The organism is Bacteroides sp. Ga6A2 (assembly GCF_000702225.1).
Taxonomy (GTDB): Bacteria; Bacteroidota; Bacteroidia; order Bacteroidales; family Bacteroidaceae; genus Ga6A1.
Genome location: NZ_JNKX01000030.1, coordinates 32,730 through 46,389 on the forward strand (window position 1 = coordinate 32,730; position 13,660 = coordinate 46,389).

General features: G+C 45.3%; 9 protein-coding genes. 4 read left to right on the plus strand and 5 right to left on the minus strand.

The window, feature by feature from the left end:
• Positions 1–327 precede the first annotated feature (327 nt).
• The gene (locus tag T538_RS18895) at positions 328–2,268 is read left to right on the plus strand and encodes a leucine-rich repeat domain-containing protein (RefSeq protein WP_231497091.1); all 1,941 of its coding nucleotides are present in this window, start codon (positions 328–330) and stop codon (positions 2,266–2,268) included.
• Positions 2,269–2,609: 341 nt separating this feature from the next.
• Entirely contained in the window at positions 2,610–3,902 is a 1,293-nt protein-coding gene (locus T538_RS0108770) for a Na+/H+ antiporter NhaC family protein (protein ID WP_031536077.1), read from the plus strand.
• 283 nt (positions 3,903–4,185) lie between these two features.
• Here the strand turns inward: T538_RS0108770 and T538_RS0108775 are convergent, their stop codons facing one another.
• The 5 genes from T538_RS0108775 to ileS all read right to left on the minus strand — a co-directional run bounded on the left by T538_RS0108775 (position 4,186) and on the right by ileS (position 12,399).
• On the minus strand, positions 4,186–6,687 hold the full coding sequence (locus tag T538_RS0108775; protein WP_031536075.1) for a helix-turn-helix domain-containing protein: 2,502 nt from the start codon (positions 6,685–6,687) through the stop codon (positions 4,186–4,188).
• 24 nt (positions 6,688–6,711) lie between these two features.
• A complete protein-coding gene (locus T538_RS0108780) occupies positions 6,712–7,656 on the minus strand; it encodes a DUF4296 domain-containing protein (protein WP_031536073.1) in 945 nt (314 codons plus the stop codon).
• Positions 7,653–8,300: a lipoprotein signal peptidase gene (locus T538_RS0108785; protein WP_031536070.1), complete on the minus strand. Its 648-nt coding sequence runs from the start codon at positions 8,298–8,300 to the stop codon at positions 7,653–7,655. Before T538_RS0108785 ends, T538_RS0108780 begins: the two co-directional genes overlap by 4 nt.
• A 10-nt stretch (positions 8,301–8,310) precedes the next feature.
• Positions 8,311–8,709, minus strand: a complete 399-nt coding sequence (locus T538_RS0108790) for a TraR/DksA family transcriptional regulator (RefSeq protein ID WP_031536068.1) — start codon at positions 8,707–8,709, stop codon at positions 8,311–8,313.
• 138 nt (positions 8,710–8,847) lie between these two features.
• On the minus strand, positions 8,848–12,399 hold the full coding sequence (gene ileS / locus T538_RS0108795) for an isoleucine--tRNA ligase (RefSeq protein WP_031536066.1): 3,552 nt from the start codon (positions 12,397–12,399) through the stop codon (positions 8,848–8,850).
• Between the two features lie 173 nt (positions 12,400–12,572).
• On the opposite strand from ileS, the gene T538_RS17720 reads away from it, so the two are divergent.
• Together T538_RS17720 and T538_RS19230 are read left to right on the plus strand one after the other, a co-directional pair.
• Positions 12,573–13,025 carry a CD225/dispanin family protein gene (locus T538_RS17720; protein WP_051655987.1) on the plus strand — a complete coding sequence of 151 codons (453 nt, stop codon included), beginning with the start codon at positions 12,573–12,575 and terminating at the stop codon, positions 13,023–13,025.
• A gap of 43 nt (positions 13,026–13,068) precedes the next feature.
• Positions 13,069–13,200, plus strand: coding sequence for a DUF262 domain-containing protein (locus T538_RS19230; RefSeq protein ID WP_369794983.1), 132 nt, complete (start codon positions 13,069–13,071; stop codon positions 13,198–13,200).
• The last annotated feature ends 460 nt before the right edge of the window (positions 13,201–13,660 follow it).

Genomic DNA, 13,660 nt, shown 5'->3' on the forward strand with positions numbered 1-13,660 from the left:
TCTAATTTGCCACATAAAACGACAAAGCAACTATAAACTGTTACAATCGTAAAGATTGGACAAAAGACCTACAAAATCCGTTTAGATTGATATTTTTTAAGATAAAGACCACGCCATTATAAAAAGCGTGGTCTTATCTGTTCTGCCCAAGAAAGTTCTATAAAACACACGCTATAAAATCCGTTTTCAGCAACGGTAAAAGAGGGCTATCTTTAGTCCTCTTTTTTTGTGTTTGTAAGAAAAATCACCAAAAACAGCTTATTAATTTTGCGTACTCTCAGCAAATTTGTACTTTTGTGCATTTATAGAATGTTAACAATAATGATTATGAAGAAATTATTACTTTTTATTTTTACATTACTGCTACCATTGGTAGCAAGTGCAGATGCTTATGGTGTAAAGATTGACGGCATAAATTACAATTTGTTTGATGAGGACAAAACTGCCGAAGTCGCATCGAATAGACTATATTCAGGTGATGCTATAATTCCAGAAACCGTCACTTACAATGATAACCAATATAGCGTGACCAGCATCGGATACTTGGCTTTCTATTGCTGCACGGGACTTACATCCGTTACAATACCTAACAGCGTGACTAGCATTGGAGAATACGCTTTCCAATACTGTCCTGAACTTACATCCATTACTTTACCTAACAGCGTGACTAGCATTGGAGAATACGCTTTCCAATACTGTCCTGAACTTACATCCATTACTTTACCTAACAGCGTGACTAGCATTGGAGAATACGCTTTCCAATACTGTCCTGAACTTACATCCATTACTTTACCTAACAGCGTGACTAGCATTGGAGAATACGCTTTCCAATACTGCTCTGGACTCACATCCATTACTATACCAAACAGCGTAATTAGCATTGAAAATAGTGTTTTCTCTGGCTGCACGGGACTTACATCCATCACTATACCGAATAGCGTGACTAGCATTGGACAATACGCTTTCTCTGGATGCACGGGACTTACATCCATTACTATACCGAACAGCGTGACTAACATTGGAGAAGACGCTTTCTATGACTGCTATGTAACAAAAGAAAACTTTCACAATCAAAGCAATATCACCCCTTCAGGATTAACTGTTTGTGATGTAAGAACAGAATCAGGCATTTGTATAAAAGGCAATGCTCTTGTAAGGTATCTAGGAAAAGAGACAACTTATTCTATTCCAAACAGTATTACTAACATTGGTGAAAGAGCTTTCCAAGACTGCTCTGGACTTACATCCATTACTATACCGAATAGCGTGACTAGTATTGGATACGGCGCTTTCAGTTACTGTTCTGGACTTACATCCATTAATATACCGAATAGCGTGACTACCATTGAATACCGCACTTTCATTTACTGTCCTGGACTTACATCCATTACTATACCGAATAGCGTGACTACCATTGGAGACAACGCTTTCTCTGGTTGCACGGGACTTACATCCATTACTATACCGAATAGCGTGACTACCATCGGATCCCACGCTTTCAGTTACTGTTCTGAACTTACATCCATTACTATACCAAACAGCGTGACCAGCATCGAAGACGGGGTTTTCTCTGGCTGCGGACTAACATCCATTACTATACCGAACAATGTGACTAACATCGGAGACTACGCTTTTGCTAGCTGCTCGGGACTTACATCCGTTACTATACCGAACAGCGTGACTAGAATCGGATCCGGCGCTTTCTATGGATGCACGGGACTTACATCCATTACTATACCGAACAGCGTGACTAGAATCGGAGACAAGGCTTTCTATGGATGCACGGGACTTACATCCATTACTATACCGAACAGCGTGACTAACATTGGAGAAGACGCTTTCTATGACTGCAAGAACTTAAAAACTGTTTACTGTTACGCAACAAAATTACCAGAAACAAACGAAAACGCATTCGGTATTCATGGCACCATAAATTACGCCACTCTCTATGTTCCAGCCTCTGCTATTAACGAATACAAAGCAATTGCTCCATGGAGGTGGTTTGGCAAAATTCTGCCAATAGAGGATGCAACAACACAAATAGATGCAACATCAACAAACGATTATAACATAGTAGCCAACGGAAGCAATATCATAGTAAAAAGCGATGCTGATGGCGAAAAGGTAAGCATATATACCATTAACGGGCAATTGATTGGCACAACTGCTATAAGAAACGGTTCAGCCGTAATTAACACAAACTTAAAATCGGGTTCTGTTGCAATCGTAAAGATTGGGCAAAATACTTACAAAATCCGTTTAGATTGATATTTTTTAAGATAAAGACCACGCCATTACAAAAAGCGTGGTCTTATCTTTTTTCCCGAATCTCTGTTGCTCAAAATATGAAACATAATCTCACAAATTGACATGGAGTAATTATTTTAAGCTACCAGAAATCCACCGAATATCCCAACGAAAAATCTTGTCTTTTTCAACAAGAAAATCCCGAACGAATCCCGAAGGAAACCCGAAGAAAACAGAAACATCAACCAAACGCAAGACAATCCGTCCAACACATTCTCAAAATACGCAATACCATAAACATGGTATAATAATAGTATATTCATACTATTGTGGAGACCGAAAAATCGCCGTATCTTTGCAGAATGAAACAAATTGAAACAAAAAGTAGTTTATTAGCACTAAGCCCTCTGGCTGTTTTTCTTTGCATGTATCTGCTGACATCCATCATTCTTCAGGATTTCTATAAGATACCAATAACTGTTGCATTCCTTACATCGGCGGTATTCGCCATTGCCATAACCAGACACAAGACTCTCGACGAGCGAATAAAGCTGTTCTCTGCCGGAGCAGGCAACCAGACGATGATGCTGATGATGTGGATTTTCATCCTTGCCGGAGCGTTTGCCGGAGCAGCCAAGAGCATGGGCGCGATAGATGCGACCGTAAACTTCACCCTTCGCATAATGCCCGACAACATGCTGCTTCCAGGACTGTTTCTGGCATCGTGCTTCATCTCGCTTGCCATCGGAACATCGGTAGGAACAACCGTAGCCCTAACCCCTGTTGCCGCCGGAATAGCAGCCGAGACAGGAGCAAGTCTGCCTATGATTGTGGCAACGGTTGTGGGCGGAGCATTCTTCGGCGACAATCTGTCGTTTATATCCGACACAACGATAATAGCCACGCAGACGCAAGGCTGCAAGATGCGCGACAAGTTCAAGGTCAACTTCAGAATCGTGATGCCGGCCGCCATCATCGTGATGATTGCGTACATCGTGCTTGGTCTCGACATCCATTCTCCGCAGCAGATTCCAGACGTTAAATGGCTTAATATCATACCGTATCTTACCGTACTGATAACCGTTATCTTCGGCATGAACGTGATGATTGTGCTGTTTCTCGGCATCATCCTCACAGGCGTTATCGGACTGATTACGGGGCAGTTTACGGTGTTTTCGTGGTTCAGCAGCATGGGCGACGGCATCTTGGGCATGAGCGAACTTATAATAGTAACCCTGCTTGCCGGCGGAATGTTGGAACTGATAAGATACAACGGCGGAATTGAGTTCATCACCCGCTTTCTGCTGAAGCATGTAAACAGCAAGCGCGGAGCCGAGATGTGCATCGCCACTCTGGTAATAATTGCCAACATGTGTACGGCAAACAATACGGTGGCGGTAATAACGACCGGCCCGATAGCACGGAATATTGCCACCAAATTCAACGTAGACCCTCGTCGAAGCGCAAGTATCCTCGACACCTTCTCGTGCTTTACGCAAGGACTTATACCTTACGGAGCGCAACTGCTCATGGCGTCGAAATTGGCAGAGATATCGCCAATCTCTATCATGGGCTATCTCTACTACCCTATGTGCATGGGATTTGTTGCCTTCTTGGCAATAATCTTCAGATATCCGCGGAAATATTCGGCATAACCAGAAACGGCATAAAAATAAACAAGTCCTCCACGTTTTGCACGGGAGGACTTTATTTATATTCAAAGTTTCATGGTTAAGTATTACAAAAAATAAATCTAAAAATCATTTGTCTAAAACACCATAATATAGATATCACTTTTTCAATTATGTTCTTTTTCTGATAGCAAAGATAAGCGAAAGCCAAAAAAACAAAGGCGAGAAACGCGCCAAATGTGGTGCAAAAAAAAGTCAAACAACGCAAAATGCGAAGTCTGACCAATAATTACCACAATTTGAATGCTTATTTTCGATAGTCGGTAGGCGAAACACCTATGCTCGCCTTAAAGCATTTACTGAAATATTTTGCATCGCTAAAACCGCAACTGAAGGCAATTTCGGTTATACTCTCGTCTGTTTCCTTCAGCATCTTGCAGGCCTTTTTCATTCGTGCCTCACGCATAAAATCGGCTGGTGTTATGCCCATTAACTCCTTCATCTTGCGATTCAGGCCCGAGCGACTTGTTGCCGCAGCCGATGCCATATCGTTTATATTCACGTCCGAATCGCCTATGTGTTCATCAACAAAAGCAAGCACGCGCTTCATAAAAAGGTCGTCCTCGGCACTTATCTTACGAGGGGCGATAACCTGAACGGGTTCTTCTTTCTGAGGCTCAATATACACCTCATTTTCAGATATTTCATTTCCTTCTGAATCATTTTTACCACCTGCCGTTGAATCAAAATTACCACCTTGCTCCTGCGGCTGACCAATTTTTTCCACTTTCTTGGCAGATGCACCCGACGATTGGAGCATAGACAGATATGCCTGAAGCGTTTCGTTCTGATTCTTCTTTATCTCGCGGATGTAGAAAATGGTGTAAACGATGATGAAAATCACGACAAAGACGATGAGAACATACATCATCGTGGCAAGCGGAGTCTCCCAGAATGTTGGCACAACCTCGATGTTTAGCGCAATGGCATCTTTCTCCACATCGCCCCAAACGCCGTCTGAATTCGTAGCCGTAACCCAGAGCGTGTACTTTCCGGGAGCAAGATTGTAGAGGCTTATGGAGCGGTTCTTTCCGGCAGTCGGAAAATCGTCTTTTGTTGGCTTGGCACCCTTCTTGCTCATCAGAACAGCCGAGTAGAGAATATGCTCGGGCGCTTTGTAGTCGAGCGACGAGAAATAAATCGTGACGTCGCGCTGCCAAGGCTGAAGAACGATGTTGTCGCCCTTGCGGATTAGTCGGTTTATCTTGCCTTTGCCCTGCGAATCGCCCTCTGAGGTACGAACCATATAGCCAGTAAAGACAAGATGAGGGGCTTCCGCACTCTTTTTCAGTTCTTTAGGATTGATGGATATTGCCCCCGATTCCGTTCCGAACAGAATGTTACCGTCGGGCGCAACAAGAGGAATAGCCTCGGTAAACAGAATATCATTGTGCCAGAAAAAGCGGTCGTAGCAGACGGCCTCGCGCGGATTTCTGTCAGGATTAAACTCTATTATCTGCGTATTGGCAACGATGAAGAGGCGTTCGCCAATCTCGGCCATCACAAAAGTGATGTCGGTAGGAAATCCGTCAGATGTATTGAAATGTTTGAAATTCAGTTTTTTAGATAGCAGATTAGGCGATTCAATCATATTTACTCCGCCACTCTCGGTAGTGATGAAGATGCGCCCTTTCTTGTCGCGGAGCATAGCCATCGTGGCGTTACAGTCTATGCTGCTTTCTCGCTCAGGCTCAACGCTATGCGTTACAAATTTCATCTTACGGAGATTGTTGCCCGACACATCGCCGACAAGTAGTCCGTGGGTACTCGTAACGAGCAGCGTGTTGCCAACAAACATCATCTGTCTGAATTTTTTCAGATAGGTACTCTCAACCGACTCGACTTGCGGTTTGTCAGCCTTTATGTCGCCAATAAATTTCAGTCCGTCGCTGAAGGTAGCCAGCCAAATTCTACCTTTGGCATCTTGCTTTATGTCGTAAACGCCGTTGCAATCGACGTTTATCGTACTCATACTAAACTGTCTGTCGGCTGTTTCTTTCAGTCTGATAAGACTTCCGGGCTTCGTGCCCATCAATATCGTTCCGTCGGAAAGTTGCATCATGCTGTAAACGGCATTCTTAAGGCTTACTGCCGTCGGCAGAATTCTTCCCTGCTGGTTTAGATAGCCAATAAGATGATTATCAGAAGAATAGACTCTTACAGTCGCATCTTCCATCGTCGTTATCCAGTAACGGTTTTTATTGTCGCGCAAGAAAGCCTTAATCTTCGAAGGCTTTGGTTGCGGAATGTTGAATCCTTTTCCTTCAGACGAATCGACGCGGCAGAACGTGTTTTTGCTGAAAAGCCAATGGTTGCCCTGTCTGTCGGTCATTCTTCGCTCCATATCGTTTCCTGTAAAGAACGATGTAGAAGACACATCCACAATTTTCTTGATTGTTTCCTTTTCGCTTTCCGGAACGGGGCTGAACTTGTAGGTCTTGAGGTCGAATTCGTACACATCGTCCTCAATCTTGCACCACAGATTGCCCCTCTCGTTAAGGCAGATGTTGCGTATGCGGTCCGAAGCCAGCGAACGCGACTTGAAATTCACGAGTTCGTATCCGTCGAAGCGGTTCAGTCCGTTCCATGTTGCAAACCAGATGTAGCCCTCGCCGTCTTGCAACATCTGCGTGATGTGCCATTGCGACATGCCACAAGACTCATCGTACGTTGTAACCGTGCCTAAGTTGCCGGCGCGCATCGAGATGCCAAGCCACAAGATACATAAAAAAGAAACGATTCGTTTCATAACGAGTCCTGAGTTTTATGGGGGTTAATTTTTTGCCTCTTTTATCTGCTCCTTTATCGGAATCGGTCGGTTCATAGGTTTCACGTTCGGAATAACTCCCTTCGGAATACTTCCAACGCTTACGGGAACGGCAGAGACCGCCGTATCCTTCGCCTCGGTTTTAGGCTTCTCTTCCTGAAGTTTCTTGAAGCGGTTTTGCGGAAGGTCTTCTTCCTTTCGATGATAGCGCAACAGAATAATGCGCGTTAGAAGCACATCGGCTGAAAAATCCTTCGTATTGCCCGGCAGAAGTATGAATCCGTCCATCTGCTTCATGGTGTAAGCCGAATCGCAGTTTAGCGTAAGCACAGCCGCGCTGTTTGAGTAGATTGTACGCGTTGCGCCTACAATCGAATCGTTGGTAAACTTGCCCTTCAAGCCCATTACCAGCGGACGATGCTCTCCACGCTTGTCGAGATAAGTGGCAGTAAGTCGCCACTCAAACTTGTCGTACATGTGGAAAGCCGTATCGACAGGTATGCTGAAGCGGTACAGATTCTTTCCGGCAACGTTCGACAGCACCAAGTACGGAGAATCCTTCCAGATGTTGGCCGTGTCGCCGGTTGTGGCATACACCTCCTCGTAGAATCCGCCGTGATGCTCTCCGGTCAGAGCCTCCTGCTTCTCCTCAATCTTCTTCGAGATGGCATCGTAAATGTCGTACATCTCGTCGGGATGCCTCATGTACCATTTCAGGCTCGAGTCGAACTCAGCCTCGGTTACGTCGTGTTTTTTGAAGATAGCCTCGCGATAAGCCTTCAGAAAAGCAGAGTCGCCGGGATGCTGTTCCTGACAGATGCCGTCTGCCAAGGTATAGTCGTACAGCAACTCCTCCATCTTTCCCGATGAGATATTAGGTTTATCGCCGCCTTTGCATGCAGCAAGCATGGCAACAAGGCAAGCCGTCATCAAACAGCAACGTATTCTCATGCCTCCTGCTCCTGTTCTGTTTTTTCGTTATTATTCTCGAGTGCCTTGCTGAACTCCTTGTGATAGAAGACGATAAGCACCGCAACGCCTACGCTTATGGCAGCATCGGCAAAGTTAAATATCGGACTGAAGAATACGAAGTGCTCTCCGCCAACGAAAGGCATCCATGTAGGCCATTCGGTCTCAATGAGCGGAAAGTAGAACATATCCACCACGCTTCCCATGAACAGGCTCTCGTACCCGTGTCCGAAGTTAACGAAGTGAGCAACCGAGTATGGCGTGCTCTCGTCGAAAATAAGTCCATAGAAGACGCTGTCGAAGATGTTTCCGGCAGCACCGGCTATGATGAGCGCGATGCACACGGTAAATCCCCAGCTTGCGCCAAGTTTTAGCCGTTTCCAGATAAAGTAGCTCATGTAGCCCACGGCTACCAGTCGGAAACTGGTAAGGAACAACTTGCTGAAGATTTCCATACCAAAAGCCATTCCACGATTCTCGGTAAAGAGAATGTAGAACCAGTCGGTAACGTGAATCATCTCGTGCAGACACATGCTCGTCTTCACCTTAATTTTTATAATCTGGTCGATGACCAGCACCAACACAATGATAGCGACAGCAAGTCGTCCCTTAGACAAAAATTTCATTTTCCAGTTTTTAGAATTTTTTCTTCTGAGCCTGCTCCTGCATCTTTCCCTCTATGCTGAGTGTAGCATGAGGAACGGCGCGCAAGCGTTCCTTAGGAATAAGTTTTCCAGTAACTCGGCAGATGCCGTAAGTCTTATTCTGAATGCGAATAAGAGCTGCCTCCAAACCCTGAATGAACTTCTGCTGACGTGCAGCCAGTTCGGTAATCTCCTCCTTTGTCTGTGTTGCAGAACCTTCCTCAAGGATTTTGTAAGTAGGCATCGTGTCCTCAATGTCATTGCCGCCCTTGTTCATAAGGGTGTCAAGCATATTCTCATAATCTCTTCTTGCCAGAGCAAGTTTTTCATTAATGATGGCCTTGAATTCCTCAAGTTCCTCATCCGTGTAGCGTGTTTTTTCCGCAGCCATATTCTCAAGTATTAAAGATGTAAATAAATTACGTTTCTGAATACTCAAACCTGATATTAGTTAAATGGTTTTTGTGTTTCTGTTTGTGGGCGCGCAGCCTTTCAGCTGGCGGCGCGCCCATTTATAACAGAATGTCTTTTAAGCCTTCTCTATCTTAACGTTCAGCTTAAAGTCATCAAAATCAAGTTCTGTACCACCTGCAACAGGGGCAACAGTAATGCTGTTTGCAAGAACCTGTGTGCTGATGTATTCTCTGTAAGCCTCGATTGAGGCGTCTGTGTTCTCGTTTGGTTCGACGGTAATGTTGATGCGGTCAACGATGTCGAGTCCGCTGTCCTTTCTGAGGTTCTGGATTCGGTTGATAAGTTCGCGAGCCATACCCTCTTTCTTCAGGTCGTCGGTAAGCGTTACGTCGAGAGCCACGGTAAGTTTGCCCTCGTTGGCTACCAACCAGCCCGGAATATCCTCGCTGAAGATTTCAACGTCGGCAACCTCAACAACAGCCTGCTGACCGTCTATGTCGAATGTAACCGTTCCGTTCTGCTCGAATGCAGCAATCTCGTCCTGACTAAGGGCATCGACCTTGGCAGCAACAGCCTTCATCAGTTTGCCGAACTTCTTACCCATTGTGCGGAAGTTACACTTAACCTTCTTTACGAGCACTCCGTTGCCCTCAACAAAGTTAAGTTCCTTAACGTTCACCTCGTTCTTGATAAGGTCCTTAACAGCCTCGATGTGAGCCTTCTGCTCCTCGTCGACAACAGGAACCATAATGCTTGCAAGCGGCTGGCGAACCTTGATGTTTACCTTGCGGCGAAGGGCAAGAACCATTGATGTTACGTCCTGAGCCATCTTCATGCGTGCCTCAAGGTCGGCATCGATAAGTTTCTCGTCTGCCTGTGGGAACTTGGCAAGATGAACGCTTACCACATTATCGCGGCCTGTTACGGCGATAAGGTCCTTGTAAAGGCGGTCGGCATAGAACGGCGCGATTGGAGCCATAAGCAATGCCACCTTCTCCAAACAAGTGTATAGAGTCTGATATGCGCTTAGTTTGTCCTCGCTCATGGCATTTCCCCAGAAACGCTTACGGTTAAGACGAACATACCAGTTTGACAGATTGTCGTTTACGAAATCCATTATCAGACGGCCAGCCTTTGTAGGCTCGTAGTCCTGATAGCATGCGTCAACATCCTTGATGAGAGTGTTGAGCACGGAGATAATCCAGCGGTCGATTTCCGGACGCTTCTCCATTGGGAGTTCAGCCTCGGCATACTCAAATCCGTCAACGTTTGCATACATCGTGAAGAATGAGTATGTGTTGAACAGAGTTCCGAAGAAACGGCGGCTAATCTCGGCAACGCCAGCCTCGTCGAACTTCAGGTTATCCCAAGGCGATGAGTTGGTAATCATGTACCATCTAACGGCATCTGAGCCGAACTTCTCGATTGCGCCGAATGGGTCTACGGCATTTCCAAGTCGCTTACTCATCTTCGCGCCGTTCTTGTCGAGCACGAGTCCGTTAGAGATAACAGCCTTGTATGCCACGCTGTCGAACACCATTGTTGCGATGGCGTGAAGAGTGAAGAACCATCCGCGTGTCTGGTCAACACCCTCGGCAATGAAGTTTGCTGGATAAACGGTACGAGCGTCGAACTCTTCCTTGTGCTCGAACGGATAGTGAATCTGAGCGTAAGGCATTGCGCCAGAATCGAACCAAACGTCGATAAGGTCGGTCTCGCGCTTCATTGGCTTGCCCGAAGCAGAGACGAGCACGATGTCGTCAACATAAGGGCGATGAAGGTCGATGAGGTCGTAGTTCTTCTGTTCCATATTACCCGGAACGAAGCCGCGCTCCTTCAGCGGGTTAGACATCATCACGCCTGCTGCTACAGACTTCTCTATCTCGTTGTACAGTTCCTCAACAGAACCGATGCAGATTTCTTCTCGTGTCTCGTTGTTGCGCCAGATTGGAAGCGGAGTTCCCCAATAGCGCGAACGGCTAAGGTTCCAGTCGTTAAGGTTCTCGAGCCACTTTCCGAAGCGGCCTGTACCTGTTGACTCTGGCTTCCAGAGGATTGTCTTGTTCAACTCAACCATGCGGTCTTTCATCGCAGTTGAGCGGATGAACCATGAATCGAGCGGATAGTAGAGGACTGGCTTGTCGGTACGCCAGCAATGAGGATAGTTGTGAACATGCTTCTCTATCTTATAAGCCGTTCCGGCCTGCTTCATCTCCATGCAGATTACAACGTTCAGGTCTTCAGCCTTGGCAGCAGCCTGCTCGTCGTACTTTCCGCCCTCGTTGAACTTAGGGTCGTAAGCGTTCTTAACGTAGTCGCCTGCGTGCTTTCCGTAAGCCTCGGCATCTACACATACCTTAGCGAATGTCTCGTCAACCTCGTCGAGGGTGTAGTACTTACCTGTAAGGTCAACCATCGGACGAGTCTCGCCAGCCTTGTTTATAATAAAGAGCGATGGAATGCCGGCAGCCTTGGCTACCTTGGCATCGTCGGCACCGAATGTAGGTGCAATATGAACGATACCTGTACCATCCTCGGTTGTTACATAGTCGCCCGGAATTACGCGGAATGCCTCGCTGCTCAGCTCAACGAACTTGTCGTTGCCAACGGCAAACACCTTGCTTGGGTCAGCCTCGGCAGCCTTCTTAACAAAGTCGGCTGCGTTGTCGTCGAGTTTCTCTGTTGGCTTAACCCAAGGCATAAGTTGCTCGTACTTAATGCCAACGAGGTCGTTTCCGGTATATTCGCCAACAATCTTGTAAGGGATAACCTTGTCGCCTGCCTTATAGTCGGCAAGAGCGATTTCTGCGCCCTCGGCCTTCAGATAAGCGTTCAGACGGCTCTTTGCCACGATAACGGTAATTGGCTCGCCTGTGTAGCCGTTGTAAGTCTGTACGGCAACGTATTCAATCTTAGGACCAACACAGAGTGCTGTGTTTGAAGGAAGAGTCCAAGGGGTTGTTGTCCATGCAGCAAAGTATGCTGTACCCCACTCTTTCCACTCAGCCTTTGGCTCTACGATTTTGAACAAGCCTGTTACGGTTGTGTCCTTAACATCGCGATAGCAGCCCGGCTGGTTAAGTTCGTGGCTCGACAAGCCTGTTCCGGCAGCCGGAGAGTAAGGCTGGATTGTATATCCCTTGTAAAGGAGTCCCTTCTTGTACAGTTCCTTGAGCAGGAACCAGAGGGTCTCGATATACTTGTTGTCGTACGTAATGTAAGGATGCTCAAGGTCAACCCAATAGCCCATACGGTGCGAAAGGTCTGTCCACTCCTCGGTGAACTGCATTACGTTTGTGCGGCACTTGCGGTTATATTCCTCGATAGATATTGTCTTGCCAATATCTTCCTTTGTGATACCTAATTCTTTTTCAACTCCAAGTTCAACAGGCAGTCCGTGTGTATCCCATCCTGCCTTGCGCTTTACCTGGAAGCCTTTCATTGTCTTGTATCGGCAAAATACATCCTTTATTGAACGTGCCATCACGTGGTGAATACCCGGATGACCGTTTGCTGAAGGAGGTCCTTCAAAGAAGATGAACGAAGGGCAACCCTCGCGTTCTGTCATACTCTTATGGAACACATCGTTGGCGTCCCAGTCTTTCAGCACCTCGTGGTTGACGTCTGAAAGATTAAGTTGATTGCGTTCAGCGAATTTCTTTGCCATATATATTTTTATTTTTGTTTACCTATTTTGGGGTCTGCGCGAACCTATTTCACGCTAACAAGCCGCAAAATTACAAAAACAAAGCAAATAATCGAATAATTTAAGTTTTTTTATTCAAATATATTTCAATAAGCAAAGATTTAGTATCTTCGCACCCGATTATTTTTTAAGACATGGAATACTTTCTGTTAGTAAAAAACGAGAAAAAAGGCCCCTACACTTTCGACGAACTTGGCGAACTGCCGCTTACACGCACATCGCTTATATGGCGTAAGGGCTTGTCTGACTGGGAAAAACTTGAGAATATTGACGAACTGAAAAGCATAAAGGACAACATTCCGCCAACAATCCCGATAATGGACTTGCGAAAGAACAAGGCTCCACGCAACTGGCTGGTAGAGAGCGTGGTCATCACAAGTCTGCTTGCCCTTCCGTTTGGAATTATTGGCATTATCGAGAGCATCAGAAGCGAGGAGGCTATGAAACACGGCGACTACGAGCGCGCGCAACTGCACTCGGAGCGTGCCCACCAATGGGTTTTGTGGGGAAGTTATGCCGTTATCCTCGGCTTTATAATCATCTGCATAATGATTCTTTTCATTATGATGTACACGCACTTGATTTAGGCAGGAAAAAAATAATAAATTATGGAAGCAAAGAAAAATAAATATTGCATCTCTTTTTCAAGGATATAATCTTTACAAAGTTCCATCTTATCAAAGAAGTTATGTATGGGGAGAGGATAAATGGAGTCGTTTCCTTGATGATATGTATTATGTGACATCAAATAAAAAAAGTTAGTTTCTTGGGTCTATTATTTTGAAACAAGAAAATACACAAATGGGAGCTGCTGACCAAAGAACTATTTTTGATGGACAGCAACGTCTTACAACAATAATAATCTTCTTCTTGAAAATTTGCCGATTATTTGTAAGTAACTGATACACAACGATATTAAAAAGACAGAAACGGCAAAAGGAACAAATTGGGAACAAAAATTTCAAAAACCCAAAAATGGAAACATCTGCTTAACAAATCTTAACGTGGAAAACAATGTTTTTTTCATTTTCTAATAATTGAAGTGTATGAAGAAGAAGGTAAGTACATATACATTACAAAATGAGGATGTCCCTCACTTGCTCCTTCATTCATGGAGTACTATTTAACCCAAATCGGTCATTAGAAATTTTGCCTTACATAATGTTCAGATAAGTATCCGGAGCCTATAAAAATATAAGCATAAAGTGCTAATGATTGACTC